This is a genomic window from Winogradskyella sp., from assembly GCF_045105575.1.
Classification (GTDB): Bacteria; Bacteroidota; Bacteroidia; order Flavobacteriales; family Flavobacteriaceae; genus Winogradskyella.
On the sequence record NZ_JBGCDQ010000002.1, the window covers coordinates 76,193 to 101,064 of the forward strand.

Here is a 24,872-nt window from a genome sequence, read left to right on the forward strand (position 1 = left end):
TCTAATTGCTAATTTAAAACTAAATCATCAAATAAAATATAAAAATAATCAGCTTATTTTAAGAATCTTCTAAAGTTTTAAAGTTTGAATCGTCTTGGTGTTTTTTAATCGCTTTTTTAGATAGAACGATACCAATGATTAAAGAAACAAAAGCACCTATGGTGATACCAGGAATAAAGCTGATAAATAAGAAAAAATCATAAGCTCCGTGAAATAGAATGGCCAATCCTAATCCTGAAAAATTCAATAGTACTCTATTTTTAGAGAATTTTGCTTTTCCCATATAGTAACCCATTAATATACCAAAAGTAGCATGAGCAGGCACTGCGGTAAACGCTCTAGCAATGGCAACATTGTAACCACCATCAAGCACATACATAATGTTCTCGGTGCAGGCAAAACCCATAGATACCATTACAGCATAGATAATACCATCGTAAGGTTCGTTGAATTCTTTTTTTGGTTGTGCATAGTATTTAACAATAATGTATTTACTAAACTCTTCAGCTAAAGCGACGACGACAAAGGCCTGAATGAATTGCTGCCAAATACTAAACTGATCAGTGATGGGAATTAATCGTCCTGTAAAAAAGTATAATATAAATACGATAATAACACTGACGATTGCTCCTGAAAGAAAACTATAAAGTAATAAGCTTCTGGGTTCTTTTTCGTGTTTGTCTTGTACATAAATATATAAGATGATACTGAGAACTGGCGCAATTGCGAGTAAGAGTAAATTCATTATAAGGTGGTTTCTTTTATTGCTTTGAGTACAAATTCATAATAATTTGCATTGCTCGCTATAAAATGCTGATTGGTTTCACTGTGCGATAATAGGGTTTCAAATTCTTCAAAACTTACCAATTTCAGAGCTTCAACTTCGTCTTCCTGTGGCACTAAATCTTGCAGAGCAACGTTCAATTCACCAATAAAAACCTGATGAAATTCATTATCTTGAATTTTTCCATTACCATAACTCGATTCATGCAGAAACACACCAATATGTTGAAGCTTTTCTGGCTTGAGTTGTAAGCCTATTTCTTCTTTTGTTTCTCGCAAAGCCGCTTCAATAAACGTTTCTCCAGCATCAATATGGCCTGCGACTGAAACATCCCAAAGTAAAGGGTAAATCAGTTTTTTGTGCGAGCGTTGTTGTAGAAGAATTTCACCTTTAGCTGTAAATAGCCATAAGTGAATAGTGTTGTGATATAAGCCTTTGGCATGTGCTATGGATTTTAGGGCTGTTGTGCCTGTTGGTTTGCCTTTATTGGTAACAATGTCTAGAAGTTCGTCCATAGTTATAAGAAGACCTCAAGGGTTTTGGACACCTTTGAGGTCTTTAAAATTATTGTTTTGCTAAATCTCGCTTAGCGAGTTATTTGAAGTAACTAAACGTCTCTCCGTCTTCAATCTTAAGTAAAGTTTCATAAATCAACTTAATTACATTTTCAACATCATCTCTATGTACCATTTCTACAGTAGTGTGCATATAACGCAATGGCAAAGAGATTAAGGCCGAAGCGACACCTCCATTGCTGTAGGCAAACGCATCTGTATCTGTACCAGTAGCACGAGATAAGGCGGCACGTTGAAACGGTATTTTCTTTTCGTCTGCTGTATCTGTAATTAAATCTCTTAATTTTTGTTGAACGGCTGGTGCATAAGCGATAACAGGACCTTTTCCGATTTCTGCATAACCTTGTGTTTTTTGCTCAATCATTGGAGTAGTAGTATCGTGCGTTACATCTGTAACAATAGCCACATTTGGTTTAATGGTTTGTGTAATCATTTCAGCTCCACGCAAACCTATTTCTTCTTGTACGGAATTGGTAATGTAAAGTCCAAACGGTAAGGTTTTCTTATTTTCTTTGAGTAAACGTGCTACTTCGGCAATCATAAACCCACCCATTCTGTTGTCTAAAGCTCTGCAGACAAATTTGTCTTTATTTAGAATATGAAATTCATCTGGATAGGTAATGACACAACCGACATGAACTCCCATTTTTTCAACTTCAGCTTTATCTTTCGCTCCAATATCAATACAGATATTATCTGGTTTTGGCGCTTGCTCTTTAGCTTTACTTCTGGTATGGATGGCTGGCCAACCGAAAACACCTTTTACAATGCCTTTTTTAGTATGAATATTTACAATTTTACTTGGTGCAATTTGGTGATCGCTTCCTCCGTTTCTAATGACATAAAGCAAACCATTATCCGAAATATAATTGACATACCAAGAAATTTCATCAGCATGCCCTTCAATAACGACTCTATATTTTGCTTTCGGGTTAATTACAGCAACGGCTGAACCGTAAGTGTCTGTAATGAATTCATCTGCGTAGGGTTTTAAATAATCCATCCAGATTTTTTGACCTTCCCATTCGTAACCCGTAGGCGAGGCATTATTTAAATATTTTTCGAGAAAAGCAAGTGATTTTTTATTGAGAATACTTTTAGGAGCCATAAATACTTATTTTGTGTTTCTGTAAAAATAATAGGATTTCCTTAGCTTTTAGTCGCTTTTGAAATATTTTTGTAACAAAATGGTCTATTTTTACACTCATACAACTATAATCTTAAACGCACTATAATGAAGCTAGTTATAACCGATCTTACTAAAACGTATAAAAATGGAGTTAAGGCCATTGATAACCTTAATCTTGAAATTGGAACAGGTATGTTTGGACTCTTAGGTCCGAATGGAGCTGGGAAATCGTCTTTAATGCGGACGATTGCCACTTTGCAAAGTCCAGATTCAGGATCGATAGTGTTTGGCGATATTAATGTTTTAGAAGATAAAATGGCTCTTAGAAAGGTGTTAGGTTATTTGCCGCAAGAGTTTGGTGTTTACCCTAAAATGAGTGCCAATGATTTACTACATTACTTTGCAAGTTTAAAAGGAATTACCAATAAACAAGAACGAAATGATTTAGTAGATAAAGCACTTGAGGTAACAAATTTGAGTAGCGTCCGTAATAAACACGTTGCTGGATATTCTGGTGGAATGAAGCAACGTTTTGGAATTGCTCAGTTGTTATTAAACAATCCGAAATTAATCATTGTTGATGAGCCAACGGCAGGATTAGATCCAGCAGAACGTCATCGTTTTCTAAACGTATTAAGAGAAATAGGAACAAATCACATTGTCATTTTTTCAACGCATATCGTAGATGATGTAAAAGAATTATGTACAGATATGGCGATATTAAATGGAGGTCGAATACTCGCTCAAGCCACGCCAAAACAGATGACGGCAGCTTTAACGGATAAGATATGGATGACTACTGTTGCGCGTGAAGCCATTGAACAAATGCAAGATACTTACAATGTTATTTCTTCTAACTATAACGAAGACAATATGCTGAATGTGCGTGTGTATTCAGAAGGGTCTCCTGGTGCTGCCTTTGAAAAAGTGAAACCAACACTAGAAGATGTGTACTTTACAACCTTAAGTAATGACGAATTTGTCGCTCAATCAGAAATCGCTTAATTATGTTTTCAACAATATATTTACACGAAATAAAAACATGGTTTAAGAAACCTGCTTTTTATATATACGCTGGTATTATGATTTTGTTATCAATAGGATTGTCTGCGCTTGCAGTTGGTGTTTTTGATAGTGATAATGTTACGGTAACTAGTGCCATAAAACTGAATAGTGCTGTAGGTATTTATGGGTTACTGGGCCTTTTTGCCATATTTACATATTTACTAATACCTACCATTATTGGTGGTACGATACAGCGTGATTTTAAGAATAATACGCATTACGTACTTTACTCATATCCACTAACTAAAGTCAGTTATTTATTGGCAAAATTTAGTGCAGGCATGACGATTACATTGCTTGTAATTATAGCAAGTGCTATTGGTATTACTTTAGGTTTCTATTTGCCAGGTGCAAATGCAGATTTGGTTGGGCCGTTTAAAATTATGAATTATTTACAGCCGTTCTTAGTTTATGTTATTCCTAATGTGTTCTTTTACGGAGCAATCGTTTTTGCTATTACTGCTTTTTTTCGAAATATAAACATAGGTTTTATGTTTGTTTTGGTTATGATCATTCTTCAATTTGCAGCACAATCGAGTCTATCAACTATGGATGATACCTATTGGGTAGAGTTGTTGGAACCTACAGGTGATAGTGCAACTTATAATCAAATTAGATATTGGACGCCAGAAGAGCAAAGTACGCAACTCATTCCAGTTACAGGAACATTGTTGTACAACCGTCTTATATGGTTAGGTCTTGCGCTTCTTGTATTTGTGAGCGTATTATTCAAGTTTAAATTTTCTCAAAATCCTACAACCATTTCCTTGGTAAAAGCAAAAGCGCAACGTGTCACCAAAAGGAATTTTGGAACTATACAGAAAGTTGTTATGCCCGAAGGGACGCAAAACTTCTCTTTTTTAGGCCAACTTAAAACCGCTTTTATACTTGCCAAGTCTGATATTGCTTATATCGTCAAAGGATGGCCATTTATCATAATTGCATCGGTAGCTTTTGCCTTTTCATTACTGACAATGTTAATTACAGGTCAGCAATACGGAACAGATATATTACCTAAAACTTGGGTGATGCTCCAATTTGCAGGTGGTATTTTTAGCACATTTGCGTACTTATTAATATATCTCTACACAGGATTGATTATGAATAGAGCTAAATCAGCTCATACAAATCAGTTGGTAGATACAACAGCAACTAGAAATTGGGTGTTACTGTTTTCTAAATTTGTAGCCATATTTGTAATGGTGGCTGCGTTATTATTGATAGTTATTTTAAGCGGCATAATCATTCAGGCTTATAATGGTTATTTTGAATTCGAATTACCACTGTATCTATTTGATTTATATATGGTTAATATTTGGGATTTTCTTCCATGGATATTAATGTCTTTATTAATTCATACACTTATTAAAAATCGATGGTTAGGCTTAATTACCTTATTGGTCTTAGCTTTAGGAATACCGCCTTTATTAGAAGCTATAGGTGTTGAGCAAAGTCAATTTATATTTAATCAAGGAGCAGGTTCACCTAGTCCTAGTGATATGAATGGTTATGGCAGTGGTTTACCAGCTTACTTTACCTATCGTTTATATTGGATTCTATTTGGTATCGCTCTATTTGTTTTAGCCATTGTATTTTATCGTCGTGGTATGGGCTCTAATGTAAAAGAACGCCTTGCTTATGCAAAGCAGCGGTTTACAAAGCCATTAATTGGTGCAGTAACCGTTTGCTTATTAGGTTTCTTTGCTATTGGCGGATATATATGGAAAGTCAACAACATAGATAATGAGCGCACAACAGGCAAAGAACAAGAAGAACTTGTGGTTAATTATGAAAAAGAACTCAGTAAATTTCATAAAGTGCCTCAGCCTCGATTGGTAGCTGTTAATACATTTATGGATATATTTCCAAAGACACGAGATTTTAAAGCTGGTGCAACTTACACACTTATAAATCAAACCGATGTGGTTATAGATACGTTACATGTTAACTATCCTGATCGACCTACAACCATTGAACTAAATCGTACGACCGAAATTGTTTACGATCATGAAGACTATGATTATCGTATGTATAAATTTAAAACACCTTTGCAACCTGGAGATACGCTTATTATGACGTTTACTACAAATAATAGGCCTAATGCGTTTCTTGATAATAATTCTCCTGTTGTAGATAATGGAACGTTTATAAATAACTCTATTTTTCCATCTATTGGTTACAACGATCAAGGCGAATTGCGCAACCCTCAAGTGCGTAAAAAATATGATTTACCAGCAAAAGATATATGGCCAGATCAAAACGCTCCTGGTGCTAGAGAAAATAATTACATAGGCGGAAACAGTGATTGGATAGATTTTGAAGCCACAGTAAGTACCTCTAGCGATCAGATAGCGATTGCTCCAGGATATCTTATTAAAGAATGGGAAGACGATGGACGAAAATATTTTAAGTACAAAATGGATTCTAAAATCTTAAATTTCTATGCGTTTTTAAGCGGTCGTTATAAAGTGAAACGTGATGAGCACGATGGAGTAAAGCTAGAAATCTATTACCATCCAGATCATCATTATAACGTGGATCGTATGATGAATGGCTTAAAGGAAGGGCTAGATTATTACAACGACAATTATACACCTTATCAGCATAGGCAAGCACGTATTATTGAATTCCCTAGAACAGGTGGCGGATTTGCACAAGCATTTCCAAATACCATTCCGTTTAGTGAGGCCATAGGATTTATTGCAGATGTAGATGATGAAGATGATGACGCTGTCGATTACCCATTTAGTATAACAGCACATGAATTAGCACATCAATGGTGGGCGCATCAAGTTATAGGTGCAAAAGCTAAAGGTGCTACATTACTTTCTGAAAGTTTATCAGAATATAGTTCACTCAAAGTACTAGAAAAAACCAATGGAAAACAGCAGATGCGTAAATTCCTTAAAGATGCTATGGATGGTTATCTTTTAGGAAGAACTGTTGAGCAAATAAAAGAAAATCCATTAATGTATAACGAAAATCAACAATACATACATTACCAAAAAGGGTCTCTCGTTTTATATGCAATGAGCGATTATTTAGGTGAAAAGAAATTTAATAATGTTATAAAACGGTTTGCGGAGAAGTATCAATTTAAGGGTGCACCTTATCCAGTGGCAGCTGAATTTGTAGACGATATTAAAGCCGTGACTCCAGACAGTCTGCAATATGTCATTAAAGATATGTTTGAAACGATTACGTTGTATGACAATAAAGTGAAAGATGTAAAATCAACCGCATTAGACAACGGCAAGTTTCAGATAGATATTGAATTTGAAGTCAGTAAATACCGAAATGACGAAAAAGGGAAGCAACACTTTTCTGAAGTTGGTCGTGATTCAATTTCATACCTACCAGAAGGGAAGAAGAAACCTATATTGTCATTGCCACTTCAAGATTATATAGATATCGGTATTTTTGCAGAACATGAAGTAGATGGTAAAATGAAAGAGAAAGAACTGTACTTAAAGAAACATAAAATTACAGCCATTGATAATAAGATTACAATTATTGTAGATGAGAAACCAAAGGACGTTGGTGTAGATCCTTACAATAAGCTAATTGATAGAAATTCTGGTGATAATCGTCAGCGTTTGTAGATGGATTTTAAATTATGACAAGAAAGACCTTTCAGATGATACAATTTGAAGGGTCTTTATTTTTGCACTATTATTTTGCTAAAATGGAAATTCTTCAGCAAATTTAGCTGATACGTTTGGGTGTTTTTACATTTTGATGGCAACGTATTATTGGTGACTTAAAATGAGGTCATCGTTCGTGATTCTAATAGCGAAGTGATCTTAAGTCTTTTTAAGCAATATTAATAAGAATTTAAGGTTATACATTTGAATTATTACTAATTTTGAAAGGTCTTAAAATTCAACTTTGGAACGGTTTTAGCACTGCACAGATTCATGAAGTACATCGCCTACATACTATTATTTTTTTCAGGAGTCTTAAGTGCGCAAGAAAACCCTGTGAAACAAGACTCGACGGAAGTGCATTATATGTACATTGAAGGCGACTCTATTCCTGTAACTTCGGTAGAATTAGACGAAGTTTTGGTATTACCAAATCTTAAATTCACGGATCGCGAAGCCCGAAGACGTTATATCATTTTAAGACGAAAAACATTAAAAGTATACCCTTATGCTAAACTTGCCGCTGAACGATTGGAAGCTTTACAAAAACGCCTAGACGAATTAAAACGTAAGCGCGAAAAAAAGCGGTATGCAAAAATTATTCAGAATTATATTGAAGAAGAGTTTTCTGCTGAGTTAAAGAAGTTAACTAAAACCGAAGGTCAGATTTTAGTAAAACTCATTCATAGACAAACTGGTAAAACAACGTTCGATCTTATTAAAGAATTACGCAGTGGTTGGCGTGCCTTTTGGTTTAATAGCACAGCAAGTGTCTTTGATATTTCTTTAAAACGTGAGTTCAACCCAATGGAAGATGAAGAAGATTATTTAATAGAAGATATCTTGCAACGTGCCTTCCGAAATCAATATTTAGAACGCCAACAACCAGCGTTTGATATCGATTTTTACGCCTGTGCAAACAAATGGTCTAAATCTAAAAAAGTAATTGATACTAAGACCAAAAGTTAATTATGCGCATTCAAACCAAACGAGAAGAACAGCTTAATACCTTAACACACGGCTTTGGAGCACTTTTAGGAATAATTGCCTTAGTATTACTAATATTTAAAGTAGATGATTCTACACCTTGGAGTCTGTTTAGTGTTGTGGTTTATGGACTTTCAATTATTATTTTATTTTTTGCGTCAACATTCTATCATGCTGTAGAAGGAGAGAAGCGCAAACACTATTTCAGAATTGTGGATCACGTTAGTATTTATCTGTTAATTGCAGGGACTTATACTCCTGTATTATTAATTTTACTGACAAATAGCTTGGGTTGGGAGTTGTTTTGGTCGGTTTGGGGAATTGCAGTCTTTGGTGTGATTTTAAAACTCTTTTTCACTGGAAAATTCGAAATATTTTCAACACTCTTGTATTTGGTAATGGGTTGGTTGATTGTTCTCGATTTTTCAAACGCATCCAACGCATTAGGTACAGACGGAGTCTTATGGTTATTTGCTGGAGGTTTGTTCTATACCGTTGGTATCGTTTTTTATAGCATTCAAAAAATACCTTATAACCACGTTATTTGGCATTTATTTGTACTTGCAGGAGCGATGTGTCACTTCTTCATGATCTACCTTCACGTTATTCAACCTATTTGTAAAAAATAATAAATTGTACTATAATTCCGATTAGAATGATAACTCCAATTTCTATTTTAGACATCGTTGCCGATGTTTTTAAAGAGCTATTGGCAAAGTTCGTCATACTTTCGCCTTCTTGTAATTGTATTAGCGCTAAGTCGTCTAAATCTTTTTGAATTCTTTTAAGCTGCATTTGTAGTTTTGCGCGCATTTCTTTAGAATTTAATTGCATCATTGAGTTTTCAAAGATTTTTAATTCGTTAAAATGGTTCTCAAAATTATCCAACGACGTCTTTTCACCACGTGTTAATTTAGTAGATTTAAAACTTATAATAAGATCATCTACTTCATTATGATAAGATTCTGCTTTATAACTAAGGGTATCTGCAAGTAAGCCCTTTTCTTGATCGTGAAATATATTATTTAATTTATATAAATGACCTTTAGCAACCAAACGATCTTCATAAACTGACGTTAAAGATTCACTGATGGTGGTGAAGCGTTTTTTGTCTATTCTATTTGTGGCTAAAACGAGTAAGAATACAATTGCAAATGAAAAGCCAATTTTAACGCGGTTGTTGAGAGATAATTTATTGCCCATATTTTTCGTTTAATTAGGTGATCGAAAATACTTTAAATCTATGATTTTTACTAATATTTAACAGATGCTTTAAGAATTGGTACTATTAAAAAGAAAGATTTATAACAAGAATTATGGAGTTAAGGTTTAAAATTTTATTCACGAATAAAAACCATACAATGCTGCCAAGGTAGATTTGAAATATTCTCTTTTAATTTAAATCCAACGGCTTTCATTTCTTTAACAGCTTGGCTTTCGCTCATTTTGTGTACTTTTTTAATGGGCACAGTAGCATCTTCAGCACGATACTCAATTAAATAAATTTCACCATCTTCTCGCAGAGCTTCTTTAATAGACAAGAGCATTTCGTAAGGATAATTAAATTCATGATACACATCTACCATCAGTATTTTGTCAACGGAATTTTCAGGAAGGTTTACGGTTTTTTCAGTGCCTAAAACGGTACTAATATTTTTGCGAGACTCGTCATCTGAATTCTCAGTAATAGCTTCTAACATTTCTTCTTGAATATCTACAGCAAAAACAAACCCTTGGTTCGCAATTTTAGCCATTTTAAAGACATGATATCCAGATCCTGCACCAATATCTGCAATGGTGTCTTCTGGTTGAATATTCATGTTTTTAATAAGTTTGGACGTGTTTTCTTCGGCTTCAAGCTCAGGACGTTCTAACCAGCTCATACCTTGAAATCCCATCACATGCGCAATTTCGCGACCCATGTACCATTTGCCAATACCATTAGGATCTCCTTTTTTGAACGTGTACTTTTCGTCTTTTGATGTGTCTTGTCCAAATGAGCCTGTTGGTAAAGCAACGAGCGACAGAATTATTAAGAGTTTTGTAATGTGTTTCATGTAGTTTTTAATTATTTGTTTCAAGGTTTCTTAGCATCTAGTATCTATTTCATTCCGTTTTAAGTTAAGCAGTGTGCTAACTACTCTATCAATTCTACCGTCTTAATAAATACATTTTTTATGGGCCATTCTCCATCATCGGTTTCTACTTTCGAAATTTCATCAACCACATCCATTCCAGAAATGACTTCCCCAAAAACGGTATATTCACCATCTAAATGATACGCGCCATCTGGTTTCTGAACAATAAAAAACTGATACGGACTTGCTAATTTATAAGCATTTTCAATTTCACTACTTGGCATGGAAACTGCACCACGTTTGTGCGTATAACCACGTTTGGTATCTGGCGGAAGCAAATAACGACCAATTTGGCGACGTCTTTTGTAAATATCCATGCCATCGCTACTGCCGCCTTGAATCACAAAATTTGGGACGACTCTGTAGAATTGGGTATAATCAAAATAGTTTCGTTTGGTGAGATAGATGAAATTGGCGCGGTGAAATTTAGTTTTATCATAAAGTAAAATATCAATATTCCCAAAGTCAGTAACGATACGAACTTTATTTTCTTTGTGCTCTTTTTCGTATTCTAAAAAGAATTCCATGGCATTGTCGTCCGTAAGTTTTGGATAGGCTCTTTTTGTTTGCGAGGTAGCTTTGGTTTTAGCAATCGTAGAATCTTTTGCAACTGTTGTATTCGTTTTTTTTGAACTTTGCTTATCTTCACAACTCAGAAGTAACAATCCAACACTCACAGTAAATACGAATAGAAATCTCATAAATGCAATTTAGTACGTTTTTAGAATCGGTAGTAAAAATAAAACATATCACGCTTTCTGGCGAAGACTCTCATGCTAAAATGTCTCCTCCATATCGATTAGATTTGGCTAAGAAGATGAAAGAGAAATCGCAAACAGCACGAAAAGCCGCAGTTATGGCGCTGTTTTATCCCAATCATAATGATGAAACGTATTTAGTGTTGATTCTGCGAAAAACATATAAAGGAGTGCATTCTGCGCAAGTAGGATTTCCTGGTGGAAAATATGAAGACGAAGACGCTAATGATTTAATGGTTACAGCCATTAGAGAAACAGAAGAGGAAGTAGGTGTGTCAAAATCAGCTTATGAGGTTGTAAAAACCATGTCACCAATATACATTCCGCCAAGTAATTTTATGGTACATCCTTTTTTTGGCATTGCAAAACATCCTATAAAATTTACAAAGCAAGACGACGAAGTAGAAGCCATAATAGAAGTAAAGCTAAAGGATTTTCTAGACGATACAAATAGCATAACTACAAGAGTACCAACGTCTTTTAATGTTGAAGTGGACGTTCCTGCTTTTCAATTAAACGGCCATAAGGTTTGGGGTGCTACAGCCATGATGTTGGGAGAAATAAAAGACGTGCTAAAACAGGTTTTATAGTGCATCTTATTAATATATTTGTAAACGACTAACTTTTAAAATTAACTATGGGATTATTCAAAAGAAATCCTTTCGGTCATATACTTTGGGTTAAAAAATGGCTGATTAGACTTTTAGGTGTTTTTACACACAGACGTTTTAGAGGCTTTAATGATTTACAGATAGAAGGTTCTGATATTATTAAAAATCTTCCAGATACCAATGTATTGTTCATTTCTAATCATCAAACTTATTTTGCTGATGTTATTGCCATGTTTCATGTCTTTAATGCCAGTTTAAGTGGTCGTTTAGATAGTATTAAAAATGTGGGTTACCTATGGAATCCGAAGTTAAACATGTACTACGTAGCGGCAAAGGAAACGATGAAATCTGGTTTTCTTCCAAAGGTATTTGCTTACACAGGGTCTATAAGTATAGAACGAACCTGGCGTGCCGAAGGAAAAGATGTAAATCGCCAAGTTAAAATGAGTGATATCACCATGATAAAAACCGCTTTGGGTGACGGTTGGGTGATCACATTTCCTCAAGGCACTACAACACCTTTTAAACCGATTAGAAAAGGAACGGCACACATCATAAAAAAATACCAACCCATCGTCGTACCCATTGTTATTGATGGATTTCGACGTTCATTTGATAAAAAAGGACTGAGAATTAAAAAGAAAAATATATTTCAATCTTTTGAAATAAAAGAACCTTTAAAAATCGATTACGAAAATGAATCGATTGCCGACATTGTTGAAAAAATAGAGTATGCTATAGAGCAGCATCCATCGTTTTTAAAAGTAATTCCTCAAAAAGAACTTGAAGAAAAGGAGCGATTTAATAAGGAATTACGTGATATGTAAGTGTTTTATTTGTATTCATTAATAAATATTAGAATCCTTAAGAAATCAATTAAAAATGAAACTCATTCTCTCGTACATATTTAGGCTATAATAAATAAAGGCAACTTTTAAGTTATCACTATTTAACTGCAAGCTTTTACACCTCCAGCTTCTTCAATTCATCATAATTTGCCGTCAATCGCTTAATTAAAATACCATAAATTAATCGGTAGAATAACCAAAATAGAAATATAAACGCTGCTGATGCCACAATAACAATTAAAAGCATCACTGCTAATTGGGTATTTGATGCTGTGTTTAACATTTCTGAAATTTCAGGATGCTCGTTAATACTAAAATAGAGTGAAATAGGAATACTTATAACACCTGTAAATAAAATATAAAGCACGTAATATTTCACTATTTTGCGTGTCTTTAAAATGCTTTCCATAAGTTTTTTTACATCATCTGTTACTGTGATGGCTTTTTGCGCCTTAAAGAGTAAAAAGATGAAAAATATAGTGACTCCAAGGCTGAGACTGTTCAATCCAATATAAATCCAACTCTGACTAATATTTCCGAGTTCAGATTTCATTTGGTCTGAAAGCACAAAGGGCAAAAAGTTAATTAAGATCCAAAACACCAATTCTGCCATACTGATGTAAAACAAGGTTTTAACAATGGTAGATGATTTTTTATGACTCATTTTATAGATATCACTATCTGAAAACGATGCAAATTGATTGTCGGTTTTCTGCCAATCTTTTTTTAATAATTCTAATTCATCCATAATCTTACGGATTTAATATGGTTTTTAATTTCTTTTTCACACGGTTCATCTTCACTCGTGCATTAACTTCGGTAATACCTAAAGTCGCACTTATTTCTCTATAATCTTTGTCTTCTAAATACAAGAAGACCAAGGCTTTTTCAATATCATTGAGTTGGTGCACCGCTTGGTATAATAGTTTCAGTTGTTGCTCTTCCGTATCGTCATAATCCTCTGCTTTAATTTTAAATTGAACGGTATCAAAAGCTTGTGTATTGATGCGCCTTTTAGATTTTCTATATAAGGTAATAGCGGTATTTAAGCCTACGCGATACATCCAAGTACTAAACTTTGCTTCACCTCTAAACTTAGGGAATGCTCGCCATAATTGTATGGTGATTTCTTGAAACAAGTCGTTATGAGCATCGGCATTGTTAGTGTATAAACGACACACTTTATGCACAATGTTTTGATGCTTTTGCAACTGTTCTACGAAACTATGTTCTAGTTTTTTGTTCAATTAATAAATTAGTTAGTTATAATGTTAGTAGTAAACGGATCTGTTTTGTTACAAATTTATACAACAAATACATATTATTTTTTTTTGTCTATTAATTATTGGTAATGGTACTAAGTTTTTTTGATCTTAATACATTTAATAGTTCCTGTGGGTTTTATAAAGTCAGGGATTTTGCTTTTGAACAGAACGTATAATTTTAGAACATTTGAGAATATAGTTTTTAAATGATGTTTTTAGTTTTAATCGTTTATTTTTGCCGCCATTATTAACCATAGCCCATCGTGGCTTTTATATTTTTTAAATGAAAAAAATTTTTATTTTAGTTTTGGCGGCCTTTTTTGCAGTGTCTTGTTTAGATGATTCTGATGAAATAACACTACCTTCTAATGAAATTACTAACAGTCTAGCTTCTGGAACAGTATATGGCTCAGATTTTACTATTGGTGGAGGTAAAGTACAAGCGACAGACTTTTTTGATGTACCAAGTTTTAGATTTTGGATGACAGAAGAAGCTCTAGGTTGCGAAACATTAGGTTTTTCTGGTTTTCCAATCGTAGTAACTTCTCCAAATACGGTAGGTGTTCACACAGTGAATACGTATGCGACTTTTACTGATGCTGAGGCAGATTCGTTTATAAGTTTTTCTAGTGATATTACTGTTGAAATCATTTCAATTACAGATGATTTAGTTGTTGGTAAAGTACGCGCCATAGACAGTTTTACAAATAACGCCATTGAAGGTAGATTTGAGTTACCACTTTGTGAATAAACCTTCACATCAATTTTATAATTACAGAAAACCGCTTTTTAGCGGTTTTCTTGTTTAAAATAGATAGGTATTTTGGCTTAAACAAACTATTTGCAGTACCATACTAAAAGTTGAAATGTAAGTCAAGTAAGATGCCCATATGTAAATATACGAGAGCCTTATTTTATTATTACAATCAACTTTATTTTTACTAAATATGTCCTGTTAAGGACAACCTATTGGTAGAACAATAAAATTAGCGTTTGGCATTGTGCCTTTAGGTACAACATATGGTGTACTTAAAGGCACACTTGATTTCAGTAAAAGATATTTTTTACCTATATAAAGTCCCTAACGTGATAAAGCAAGAGTTTTGTTAACCTATTTGGTTGGTATTAAAACTAAAGGTAATAATTGAACTTTTTGTTTTAAGCTCAATTTGTAACACTCTAAAAATCGAATTTACAAAAAAATCAATGCTCAACCCAACTAGAGCTTAAACCAAATATATTCAATTCATCTCTAAAATTTTACAGTTCGGAAAAATAGAATTCGTGTTGGCTTAAAAATGGTTCAAGTTTGTACCAATCAATCAAATTCAAACTTTTATTATCAATCAAAAATGAAACATGTATTCACATTTATTTTTTTATTTCTTTTCACACTGACGTTTGCACAGACCATTATTTCTGGTAAAGTTCTCGATAAAAGAAATCAACCGATCATAGGTGCCAACGTATATTTAAACGGTACTTATGATGGAGCCACGTCAGATGATAATGGTAAATTCTCTTTCACTACAACTGAAAAAGGAGCACAAACCTTAATCATTTCGTTTATGTCTTTTGAAACAAAACAAATTATGGAAGATGTTTCAAAATTGAATAATATGACGATTAACTTACGTGAAGATGTGGAATCTTTAGATGCCGTAGTTTTGAGTGCAGGTACTTTTGAAGCTAATGATAATAGTAAGGTGTCTGTTTTAAAACCTTTAGATGTGGTCACAACAGCAAGTGCACTAGGTGATTTTGTGGGAGCCTTACAAACCTTACCAGGCACGTCTAACGTTAATGAAGACGGACGTTTATTTGTACGTGGTGGTAACGCAGACGAAACACAAATTTTCATCGATGGTATTCGTGTGTTTACACCATATACGCCTACCACTAATAATATTCCAACGCGTGGTAGGTATTCACCATTTTTATTCGATGGTATTACGTTTTCCACAGGTGGTTACTCGTCTGAATTTGGGCAAGCACTTTCTAGTGTACTACTTTTAAATACGATTAACGAACCAGATCAAGAAAAAACAGATATCGGTATTTTAAGTCTTGGCGCAAGTTTAGGCAATACTCAAAAATGGGAGAACTCTTCACTAAGTGTTAATGCATCATACATTAATTTAGCACCTTATTTGGCTATTTTTGAAGACAGAAATGAGTGGAAAAAGCCTTTTGAAACGGCTCAAGGAGAAACCGTTTTTAGACAAAAATTAGATAATGGTCTTTTAAAATTTTATGCGGCTTTCGATACCTCGTCTTTTGAATTGAACCAAGAGAATATTAATTTTGAAAATGGTATCGATCTTAGCCTAAACAATAATAATCTGTATTTCAATACATCATATAAAGGTGTTTTTGGTAATAATTGGACCTTATCTTCAGGTTTGAGTTATACTTATGCTAAAAATAAAACAGGTATTGATATTAATAAAATTACTGATACTGAAAACTCTGTTCATGCTAAAATAAAGTTGAAAAAGCGCTTTAACAGTCATTTTAAATTAAGTTTTGGAGCTGAACAATTTACAACCAAGTTTAAAGAGAATTTTAACGATGGAGTTATAGATGTTACTTACGGATTTGATAATAATATCACTGCAGGTTTTGCGGAAGCAGATCTTATTTTTTCTAAAAAATTAGCCTTAAAAGCTGGTGTGCGTGCCGATCACGGCTCTATATTTAATAGTACTGATATTGCACCTAGAGCAGCTTTAGCCTATAAAGTCTCTAAAAATGGACAGTTTTCTTTAGCCTATGGTAACTTTTTTCAGAATCCAAATAGTAATATTTTAAAGTTTGAACAAAATTTACAATCCCGAAAAACATCACATTACATTTTAAACTATCAGTACGTTAATGATGGAAAAATATTTAGAGCAGAAGCCTACCGAAAAGATTATGATAATTTGGTAAAGTTTGATGGTGAATTTGAAAACTTCGCTACTAACTTTTCATCCACAGGAAATGGATATGCACAAGGCTTAGATTTATTCTGGCGCGATAATACAAGCGTAAAAAATTTAGATTATTGGTTAAGCTATTCTTATTTAGATACCGAACGCAACTATCGTAATTTTGATAGCGCAGCGCAGCCTAATTATGCTAGCAATCATAATTTATCTATTGTTTGTAAATATTGGATCGAAGGTTTAAAAAGTCAGGTTGGTATGGATTACGGATTTTCATCTGGTCGTCCTTATACCAATCCAAATACAGGCCTTTTGTTAAGTGAGCGTACCAAATCATTTAATAATATCAGTTTAAATTGGGCCTATTTGCTCGATCAGCAAAAAATACTTTACTTCTCTGTAAATAATGTATTGGGTTTTAGAAACATTAATGGCTATCAATACGCCAACACTCCAGATGCTAGTGGAAATTTTAGCAGACAAGCTTTAACTCCTGCAGCAGATCAATTCTTTTTTGTAGGATTCTTTTGGACGCTAAGTGAGAAAGGAACGGACAATCAATTAGATAATTTATAATTTTTCAACCGTTGATTTGGTAATAGCATAATTTTTCGAGCAATTTCTTAATCAATAGAAATTCAATCTAATAATTAATTAACTTTAAAGCATAAAGTTAAAAGATTTATTATGAATCAGGTCATCACATTCGGAGAAGTATTAATGCGCATTTCACCAAGAGGGAATAAGAAATTTATGCAATCTAATATGGTTGAGTTTTATTTTGGTGGTACCGAATTAAACGTCGGTATATCTATAGCAAATTTTGGAGGAAAGGTAAAGCATATCAGTGCTGTTTCAGATGATTTTATTGGAGACACAGCCTTATCTTACATTAGAAAATTTGGAGTTAGTACCTCTTCAATTGTGCGCTCTAAGCGTCCTTTGGGTGTGTATTTTTTAGAAGTAGAAGCAGTGATGCGACCAAGTAAAATATCATATAATAGATCGCATTCATCATTTTCTGAAATTGTACCAGCAATGGTAGATTGGGAAAAAGCCTTGAGAAAAGGAAGTTGGATGCATTGGACTGGAATTACACCAGCATTAACAAAAGGTGCTTTTGATACGCTAAAAGAGGGCTTAGTTCTTGCTAGAGAAAAAGGTTTAACCGTTTCTGCGGATCCAACTTATAGAAGTGGTTTATGGCAATATGGACAAGACCCAAAAACGGCTTTAATAGAGTTGTTGCATTTATCTACAATTTTTATTGGTGGTATCAATGAGATAAATGAAGTATTAGGAACGGACTTTAGTTACTCGAATGAAGATTTTATAGAAGCTAGCCAGCGCATTATGGATACCTTTCCTTCTATAGAAAAAGTATTTGATAAAATTAGAACGTCCAAGAATTCATCTTGGCACCAAATTAGAGCAAGGATGTGGAACGGATCAGAGTTTAGAGAAACCCAAGACTTAGATATTACCCATATTGTTGATAGAATTGGCACAGGTGATGCTTTTGCAGCTGGTTTAATCTATGGGTTACAACAATACGACGATTATAAAGCCATGCTATTTGCAAGTGCAGCATGTGCATTAAAACATACTTACGAAGGAGATGTAAACCTTACCAATGTAGATGAAGTCATTTCCATTATAGATGGAAATATTTCTGGACGTTTTGTAAGATAATGTTCTTTAAATTATTGATTTTCAGGTAAACATGACATATGTCATATTTTTTACGCTTTATGATGATTAACTTTATAACATAAAATTAAACGTCATGGAAACTAAAAAAAACCCAAGAGCCAATGTAGGTCGAAACAGCAGTTTATATTTTGCTGTTGGCTTAAATGTAATGTTACTCCTTACTTATTTAGGACTAGAACATAAGACTTACGACACGCAAGCAACAAAAGTTGATATCTTAATGTTAGACGATCAATTTGATGAAGACATTCCTATTACAACGATCGATTTTGTGCCACCACCACCTCCTGCACAAAAACAGATTATTACAGAAACAATAACCATAGTAGAAGATGTGGTTGATGTGGAGGAAAGCCTTATTGAAAGTACCGAAATCGGACAAGACGATATTATAGATGATCGTGAAATTGGTATAGAAGATGTCGCCGTAGTAGAGGTTGAAGAAGAGATTGAAGTGGCTTTTGCGGTCATTGAAAAAGTACCAATATTTCCTGGTTGCCAAGGGACTAATGCAGAGTTAAAAGCTTGTTTTGAGCGAAAGATGCAAGAACATTTGCAAAAAAACTTTAGATATCCTGAAACAGCTGTCGACTTAAATATACAAGGTAAAGTCTTTGTGTTCTTTAAAATTGATAACAACGGTGTGGTAACAAAAGTGAAGAGTAGAGGGCCAGATCAACTTTTAGAAACCGAAGCCGAGCGTATTATTAATTTGTTACCAAAAATGGAACCTGGTAAACAACGTAACAAATCCGTAAGCGTTCCTTATAGCATACCAATCAACTTTAAATTACGACAACAATAACCGCTACTAACAGCCAGTTTTAATAGAGCCGATGTCTTCAAAAAGATTTCGGCTTTTTTTAGTTGTAATTTTTTAGTGTGTACCAATTACACAAATCCCCTTCATAAGTAAAAGTGCCAGAAGCTTGCATGCCTATATGTTTTAAAATTGTATTCGATGCGACATGGTCTATAGCTGCAGCAGCACCAATTTCTTCAAGTTTTAAATCTGTAAAGCCATAGTCTAAAGATGCTAATGCTGCTTCTGTGGCATAACCTTTCCCCCAGAATTGTTCTTTAAGTCGGTAACCTAGATCGTAATAACTAAATTCTTTTCTTAGGTTTTGCTCAAATTTTATTCCAGCCCAACCTATAAATGCAGTTGTTGATTTTTCAATCACTGCCAAACGTCCCAAACCATTGGTCTCATATTGCTCTAAAATGGCATCGATCATGAGTTGAGATTCTTCAAGACTTGTCACTGGCTTATTACCGAGATACACGTGTACTTTCGGATTAGAATCTAATTCAAAGAAATCGTGTAGATCTGTTTCTTCAACAGGTCTTAAGATGAGACGGTTGGTTTCTATGGGTTTAAAATTCATGAGTGGTTTTTGGTTATCGATTAAAAAAGATGTTCTAATAAATTAATTTTCGTTCTTGTTAATTTAAGTTTAAAGCTTTATAATGGTTCAGTACTACTATAACGGTCAGATAATTAACGATAAAAACACCAATTTAAGGCTAAAAAGTTTAGGTTTTTTTGCTACAACGAAATTAGTTAATTATTAGTTAAACTAAATGTAAGACTAGTAATAATGAAAGTATTACTATTATATTTGCATTCAAAATAACTAAAAATGACATTAAGACTTTCGGTTTTGATTATTGTACTAGGAATGTTTAGCTTATCTGCTCAGGTAGAAGAATCTGAAACAGGGGCATGGTACATGTATTTTTTAAATCATCAATTCAAGGATAGTCAATGGGGAGTTCAAGGCGATTTTCAGTACAGAGATTGGCAAGGACTTGGCGATATGGAACAATTATTATTGCGTTCTGGTCTTACTTTTACTCCTAAAGATTCTGGTGTAATGTTTACCTTAGGTTATGCTAATATCACTACAGGTCAGTTCGGTGATAATGATGATACTTCTGGTGAAAATCGTATCTATCAAGAGGCTTTAATTCCTCAAAAATTAGGATCACGGTTTTACTTAACACATCGTTTTAGATATGAGCAGCGTTTTGTAGAGAATCAAGATTTTAGAACACGTTACCGTTACAATTTATTTTTAAATGTGCCTTTAAACAAAACAGATTTGAGTCCTAAAGCATTTTATGCAGCTTTTTACAATGAATTATTTATCAACGGACAAACCGATATTGGTGATGGTAGAGCTGTTGAATTATTTGATAGAAACAGAACCTATCTCGGCATGGGCTATGTTTTAACTCCTAAAATACGCTTTCAGCTAGGTTGGATGAACCAAAAAACAGTGGCTTGGGGAAAAGGACAATTACAATTTAGTATGCATCATAACTTTTAAAATAACGTAAATAGTAATACATATGAAAACAATGATAAAAAAATTAGGTTTAGTAGTAATTGCTTTAGGTATGATGTCTTGTGAAGAGACTAAAAAAGAAGCTGTACCAGCTGATGATGTAGTTGCTGAAGTTGAGCAAACTCCAATAAAAAGTATCCTAACGGCCGAAGAACAAGCTGATATGTCGCCCGATGAAATTATTGGCAGATTGAAAAAAGGAAACGAGAATTTTGTAAGTAATAATTTAACGCAACGCGATCACTCCGAACAAAGACGTTTAGCCATGATTGGTCAGTATCCAAAGGCTATTGTATTATCTTGTGTAGACAGTAGAGTGCCAGTAGAAGATGTATTCGATTTAGGTATTGGAGATATTTTTGTAGCACGTGTCGCAGGAAATATAGAAAATGATGACATCGTTGGTTCTATGGAATTTGCAACGGCTGTTGCAGGTTCTAAAGTGGTTATTGTTATGGGACACACCGCTTGTGGTGCTGTAAAACACGCCATTGATAATACAGATGCGGCTTCTATGGATATGAATGCGCTTCAAAATTTATTAAACGAAATAAAGCCTTCAATGGCAGGTGTTGAGAACACAGGAGAGGTATCTTCAAAAAATCTTGAATTTACCAATAGTGTTATTCGTAATAATGCCATGCAAACGGTTAAAGATATTAGAGAAACGTCTCCTAAAATGGCATCCTTAGAGAACGAAGGAAAAATTAAAATTGTAGCTGCTGTCTATGACATGGCTACAGGTAAGGTAAAGTTTATGTAATTTTTCATAAATTTTGATTGATTGGTTGTTAGTGGCGAAGGCATTAAATTTATTTAATGCCTTCGCTTATTTTATAGAGATTATGGGATAAATTTAACAAGTGAATCTTTATTTTTGTAACTATGATAAAAGCACGTTACCATCAACATATTCTAAATTTTAATAGACCAAGCGGCACATCGCGAGGTGTTATGACCACGAAAGAAACGTGGTTTTTGGTTTTAGACAAAAAAGGAAAAACAGGAGTTGGAGAGTGTGGCATTTTAAGAGGGTTATCTGTAGATGATGTTTCAAATTATGAAGACCAATTAAAATGGGTTTGCCAAAATATAAATTTAGGATTAGATCAGCTCTTGTCGGAGTTAATAGAATTTCCAAGCATTCAGTTTGGCTTAGAAACGGCATTTAAATCTTTAGAAAGTCAAGATCAGTTTCAATTATTTCCTTCAGATTTTACTAGCGGAAAGGATGTAATTCCTATAAATGGATTGGTTTGGATGGGAAGCGAAGCGTTTATGCGCACTCAAATTCAAGAAAAAATAGAAGCAGGTTTCAATTGTATTAAATTAAAAATTGGAGCTATAGATTTTCAAACAGAATTGGATATTTTAAAATCAATTCGTCAAGAATTTTCAGTGTCAGATATGGAATTACGTGTGGATGCCAATGGTGCATTTTCACCACAAGATGCTTTAGAAAAGTTAAAACAATTATCAGACTACCAATTACATTCCATAGAACAACCCATAAAACCTAAGCAATTTGAGGCTATGGCACAACTTTGTGCAGAAACACCTTTGCCAATTGCTTTAGATGAAGAGTTGATCGGTGTTTTTAAATCCGAAGAGAAAGCACAAATCTTGCAAACCATTAAACCACAATATATTATTTTAAAACCAAGTTTGGTTGGAGGATTTGCAGGCAGTAAAGGATGGATCGATTTGGCTGAAGACCTAAACATAAATTGGTGGATTACCAGTGCCTTAGAAAGTAATATTGGCTTAAATGCTATTGCACAATGGACCTACACACTAAAAAGTGAAATGCCACAAGGTTTAGGTACAGGTAGTTTATTTACTAACAATTTTCCATCGCCATTAACTGTAAAAAATGGTACTTTGCAATACGACATAAACCAAAATTGGAATTTTAATATATAAGTATGAATTATATTCAACAAGCCTACAAAGGACAGCGCGAACTCTGGATGTTTATCTTAACTACGTTTTTAGTAGCTGGTATATTTATTGGTAATTTTATTTATTTCTTAGTCGCAGATCCTGCAGACTTGGATATGGCTTATGATTTAATGAAGCAGATACCAGCAAATGTATCTTTAGTTATGAACCTCTTACCATTTGCCTTTCTGCTCGGCCTGCTCTTCATATTAGTGAAATTTGTGCACCAAAGATCTATATTGTCGTTAACCACAACACGATCTAAAGTAGATTTTAAACGCATCCTATTTTCATTTTTAATGGTAACCTTCTATGCCGTTGGTGGCTTTTTCTTAATGTATTATATAGATTCATCAGAAATCGTGTATCAATTTGATGCGGTTAAATTCACTATTCTGTTCATTATAAGTATCCTGTTATTTCCGTTTCAAATAGGTTTAGAAGAATATCTGTTTAGAGGCTATTTAATGCAACACATAGGAATTTTAGTTAAAAACAAGTGGTTTCCATTAATTTTTACATCGATTTTATTCGGAATAGCACATAGTGCAAATCCAGAAGTTGGTGCTATCGGTTTTTGGCAAATGATGATTTTTTATATCGGAACAGGTTTGCTATTAGGGATTATGACCTTAATGGATGAAGGTTTAGAACTCGCATTAGGTTTTCATTTAGGAAATAACTTAATTGGTTCATTGTTAGTGACAGCAGACTGGACAGCCTTACAAACTGACGCCATTTTTAAAGATACGTCTGAGCCCATGATTGGCACTATTTCAGAAATTATACTACCTGTTTTAATAGTGTATCCTATAATGCTATTGATTTTATCAAAGGTTTACGGATGGACCAACTGGAAAGATAAATTATTTGGAAAGGTGACAGCGCCACCAAAAGAAGATTATAAAATAATTGAATAATAAGTAGAACACGTATAAAGTTATTTAGTTATTTATGAAATGCTCTAAACAACTAAACAACCAAATCGAAATCATTGTTTTAACCTTAAATTGCTAATAGATGACACCAACATATAATAAAGTACATAACCGTTTTAAGTTTAACGGACTTCATTTTACGCACGAAGATTTAAAAGAAGTCGCTTACAGCCTTATTAAAGAAGGCCTGCCTTACGAAAAAGTAACTGGTAATTTTTTACTAGATTGGTTAAATAGTAAAGATTACTTGTATGTTGCAACTTCCGGTTCTACAGGTCAGCCTAAGGAAATTAAGTTGATGAAACAAGCCATGGTCAATTCTGCCATAGCAACAGGTAACTTTTTTGGTTTAGAGCCTGGCGATAAAGCATTACATTGTTTGCCAAGCCATTTTATTGCTGGTAAAATGATGTTTGTACGTGCTTTGGTTTTAGGTTTAGAACTCGATTTTGTAGAGCCTTCTGCACATCCTATTTTCGATTACGAAAAAATTTACGATTTCTGTGCTATGATTCCGTTGCAATTAAAGCATACTATTGATTATGTTTATAATATAAAAACCATTATTGTTGGTGGTTCAAAAGTCACCAAACCTCTATTACAAAAGATTGCTAATGGTCAACCAAAGTTTTATGAAACTTATGGTATGACGGAAACCGTGACGCATGTTGCAGTAAGATCACTACAATCTAAATCTGGAAAAAAGGAAGCTTATTTTGAGGCGTTAGAGCATGTTAGTTTTGCTGTAGATGATAGAAATTGTCTCATTATTAATGCTCCAAATTTGGTTGAAGAGGCACTGATTACCAATGACATCGTTGATTTAAAAACCGAAACAAGTTTTGAGCTTTTAGGGCGATTTGATAACGTGATTAATTCTGGTGGAGTCAAACTTTTTCCGGAACAAATTGAAGATAAATTACAACCTGTAATTGATGAGCGTTTTATTATAGCAGGAGAAGACGATGCCGAACTTGGTGAGAAATTAATTTTGATTATAGAAAACCCAAGAGATTCTGCTGAAAGTATTAAAAACAGAATCATACAATTAAAAGGCATTACTAAATTCGAAATTCCAAAAGAAGTCTATACCGTAGATAAGTTTTTAGAAACCGTTAATGGAAAAATTCAGCGTAAAAAAACAATCAAGGCGGTTCTGAGATAGTTAACTCATTCAAATTGCCACTTCACTCATTCT

Annotated in this window: 24 protein-coding genes; 15 read left to right on the forward strand and 9 right to left on the reverse strand. The window is 33.9% G+C overall.

What is annotated here, in order from left to right:
- Positions 1 to 58 precede the first annotated feature (58 nt).
- From AB8B52_RS00350 to AB8B52_RS00360, 3 genes are all read right to left on the reverse strand, one after another.
- Entirely contained in the window at positions 59 to 745 is a 687-nt protein-coding gene (locus AB8B52_RS00350; protein ID WP_406024095.1) for a PrsW family intramembrane metalloprotease, read from the reverse strand.
- Positions 745 to 1,299 carry an NUDIX domain-containing protein gene (locus tag AB8B52_RS00355; protein ID WP_406024096.1) on the reverse strand — a complete coding sequence of 185 codons (555 nt, stop codon included), beginning with the start codon at positions 1,297 to 1,299 and terminating at the stop codon, positions 745 to 747. The genes AB8B52_RS00350 and AB8B52_RS00355 overlap by 1 nt, the downstream gene beginning before the upstream one ends.
- A gap of 79 nt (positions 1,300 to 1,378) precedes the next feature.
- Positions 1,379 to 2,467 (reverse strand): M42 family metallopeptidase, encoded by a 1,089-nt coding sequence (locus tag AB8B52_RS00360; RefSeq protein ID WP_406024098.1) that lies wholly within the window; start codon positions 2,465 to 2,467, stop codon positions 1,379 to 1,381.
- Positions 2,468 to 2,593: 126 nt separating this feature from the next.
- Here AB8B52_RS00360 and AB8B52_RS00365 point away from each other — a divergent pair, with 126 nt between their 5' ends.
- From AB8B52_RS00365 to AB8B52_RS00380, 4 genes are all read left to right on the forward strand, one after another.
- A complete protein-coding gene (locus AB8B52_RS00365; RefSeq protein ID WP_406024100.1) occupies positions 2,594 to 3,493 on the forward strand; it encodes an ABC transporter ATP-binding protein in 900 nt (299 codons plus the stop codon).
- A gap of 2 nt (positions 3,494 to 3,495) precedes the next feature.
- A complete protein-coding gene (locus tag AB8B52_RS00370; protein WP_406024102.1) occupies positions 3,496 to 7,155 on the forward strand; it encodes a M1 family aminopeptidase in 3,660 nt (1,219 codons plus the stop codon).
- Between the two features lie 315 nt (positions 7,156 to 7,470).
- The gene (locus AB8B52_RS00375; protein WP_406024104.1) at positions 7,471 to 8,166 is read left to right on the forward strand and encodes a DUF4294 domain-containing protein; all 696 of its coding nucleotides are present in this window, start codon (positions 7,471 to 7,473) and stop codon (positions 8,164 to 8,166) included.
- A 2-nt stretch (positions 8,167 to 8,168) separates the two neighbouring features.
- Positions 8,169 to 8,813 carry a hemolysin III family protein gene (locus tag AB8B52_RS00380; protein WP_406024106.1) on the forward strand — a complete coding sequence of 215 codons (645 nt, stop codon included), beginning with the start codon at positions 8,169 to 8,171 and terminating at the stop codon, positions 8,811 to 8,813.
- Here the strand turns inward: AB8B52_RS00380 and AB8B52_RS00385 are convergent.
- The 3 genes from AB8B52_RS00385 to AB8B52_RS00395 all read right to left on the reverse strand — a co-directional run bounded on the left by AB8B52_RS00385 (position 8,797) and on the right by AB8B52_RS00395 (position 11,023).
- Positions 8,797 to 9,387, reverse strand: coding sequence for an MCP four helix bundle domain-containing protein (locus AB8B52_RS00385; protein WP_406024108.1), 591 nt, complete (start codon positions 9,385 to 9,387; stop codon positions 8,797 to 8,799). The two genes, AB8B52_RS00380 and AB8B52_RS00385, sit on opposite strands and share 17 nt — an antisense overlap.
- A gap of 134 nt (positions 9,388 to 9,521) precedes the next feature.
- Entirely contained in the window at positions 9,522 to 10,241 is a 720-nt protein-coding gene (locus AB8B52_RS00390; RefSeq protein WP_406024110.1) for a class I SAM-dependent methyltransferase, read from the reverse strand.
- Positions 10,242 to 10,321: 80 nt separating this feature from the next.
- Positions 10,322 to 11,023 carry a peptidylprolyl isomerase gene (locus AB8B52_RS00395; RefSeq protein ID WP_406024112.1) on the reverse strand — a complete coding sequence of 234 codons (702 nt, stop codon included), beginning with the start codon at positions 11,021 to 11,023 and terminating at the stop codon, positions 10,322 to 10,324.
- A 2-nt stretch (positions 11,024 to 11,025) separates the two neighbouring features.
- On the opposite strand from AB8B52_RS00395, the gene AB8B52_RS00400 reads away from it, so the two are divergent.
- Together AB8B52_RS00400 and AB8B52_RS00405 are read left to right on the forward strand one after the other, a co-directional pair.
- Positions 11,026 to 11,670 carry an NUDIX hydrolase gene (locus tag AB8B52_RS00400; RefSeq protein WP_406024114.1) on the forward strand — a complete coding sequence of 215 codons (645 nt, stop codon included), beginning with the start codon at positions 11,026 to 11,028 and terminating at the stop codon, positions 11,668 to 11,670.
- Positions 11,671 to 11,717: 47 nt separating this feature from the next.
- Complete coding sequence (locus AB8B52_RS00405) at positions 11,718 to 12,518, forward strand: lysophospholipid acyltransferase family protein (RefSeq protein WP_406024115.1); 801 nt, start codon at positions 11,718 to 11,720, stop codon at positions 12,516 to 12,518.
- Positions 12,519 to 12,654: 136 nt separating this feature from the next.
- Here AB8B52_RS00405 and AB8B52_RS00410 read toward each other — a convergent pair whose 3' ends face one another.
- Both AB8B52_RS00410 and AB8B52_RS00415 read right to left on the reverse strand, forming a co-directional pair.
- The gene (locus tag AB8B52_RS00410; protein WP_406024118.1) at positions 12,655 to 13,287 is read right to left on the reverse strand and encodes a hypothetical protein; all 633 of its coding nucleotides are present in this window, start codon (positions 13,285 to 13,287) and stop codon (positions 12,655 to 12,657) included.
- Positions 13,288 to 13,291: 4 nt separating this feature from the next.
- Entirely contained in the window at positions 13,292 to 13,786 is a 495-nt protein-coding gene (locus tag AB8B52_RS00415) for an RNA polymerase sigma factor (RefSeq protein ID WP_406024120.1), read from the reverse strand.
- Positions 13,787 to 14,087: 301 nt separating this feature from the next.
- Here AB8B52_RS00415 and AB8B52_RS00420 point away from each other — a divergent pair, with 301 nt between their 5' ends.
- The 4 genes from AB8B52_RS00420 to AB8B52_RS00435 all read left to right on the forward strand — a co-directional run bounded on the left by AB8B52_RS00420 (position 14,088) and on the right by AB8B52_RS00435 (position 19,249).
- Positions 14,088 to 14,555 carry a hypothetical protein gene (locus AB8B52_RS00420; protein WP_406024122.1) on the forward strand — a complete coding sequence of 156 codons (468 nt, stop codon included), beginning with the start codon at positions 14,088 to 14,090 and terminating at the stop codon, positions 14,553 to 14,555.
- Between the two features lie 601 nt (positions 14,556 to 15,156).
- Positions 15,157 to 17,307: a TonB-dependent receptor gene (locus AB8B52_RS00425; protein ID WP_406024124.1), complete on the forward strand. Its 2,151-nt coding sequence runs from the start codon at positions 15,157 to 15,159 to the stop codon at positions 17,305 to 17,307.
- Between the two features lie 111 nt (positions 17,308 to 17,418).
- Complete coding sequence (locus AB8B52_RS00430; RefSeq protein WP_406024126.1) at positions 17,419 to 18,423, forward strand: sugar kinase; 1,005 nt, start codon at positions 17,419 to 17,421, stop codon at positions 18,421 to 18,423.
- Between the two features lie 94 nt (positions 18,424 to 18,517).
- Positions 18,518 to 19,249 (forward strand): energy transducer TonB, encoded by a 732-nt coding sequence (locus AB8B52_RS00435; protein ID WP_406024128.1) that lies wholly within the window; start codon positions 18,518 to 18,520, stop codon positions 19,247 to 19,249.
- A 58-nt stretch (positions 19,250 to 19,307) separates the two neighbouring features.
- Here the strand turns inward: AB8B52_RS00435 and AB8B52_RS00440 are convergent, their stop codons facing one another.
- Positions 19,308 to 19,832, reverse strand: coding sequence for a GNAT family N-acetyltransferase (locus tag AB8B52_RS00440; RefSeq protein ID WP_406024129.1), 525 nt, complete (start codon positions 19,830 to 19,832; stop codon positions 19,308 to 19,310).
- Positions 19,833 to 20,087: 255 nt separating this feature from the next.
- On the opposite strand from AB8B52_RS00440, the gene AB8B52_RS00445 reads away from it, so the two are divergent.
- The 5 genes from AB8B52_RS00445 (at position 20,088) to AB8B52_RS00465 (ending at position 24,839) form a co-directional block, all read left to right on the forward strand.
- Entirely contained in the window at positions 20,088 to 20,777 is a 690-nt protein-coding gene (locus AB8B52_RS00445) for a DUF2490 domain-containing protein (RefSeq protein ID WP_406024131.1), read from the forward strand.
- 31 nt (positions 20,778 to 20,808) lie between these two features.
- Positions 20,809 to 21,558: a carbonic anhydrase family protein gene (locus tag AB8B52_RS00450; protein WP_406024133.1), complete on the forward strand. Its 750-nt coding sequence runs from the start codon at positions 20,809 to 20,811 to the stop codon at positions 21,556 to 21,558.
- Between the two features lie 122 nt (positions 21,559 to 21,680).
- The gene (locus AB8B52_RS00455) at positions 21,681 to 22,718 is read left to right on the forward strand and encodes an o-succinylbenzoate synthase (protein WP_406024135.1); all 1,038 of its coding nucleotides are present in this window, start codon (positions 21,681 to 21,683) and stop codon (positions 22,716 to 22,718) included.
- Positions 22,719 to 22,720: 2 nt separating this feature from the next.
- Positions 22,721 to 23,656, forward strand: a complete 936-nt coding sequence (locus AB8B52_RS00460) for a CPBP family intramembrane glutamic endopeptidase (protein ID WP_406024137.1) — start codon at positions 22,721 to 22,723, stop codon at positions 23,654 to 23,656.
- Between the two features lie 100 nt (positions 23,657 to 23,756).
- Positions 23,757 to 24,839 (forward strand): AMP-binding protein, encoded by a 1,083-nt coding sequence (locus tag AB8B52_RS00465; RefSeq protein WP_406024138.1) that lies wholly within the window; start codon positions 23,757 to 23,759, stop codon positions 24,837 to 24,839.
- Positions 24,840 to 24,872 lie beyond the last annotated feature (33 nt).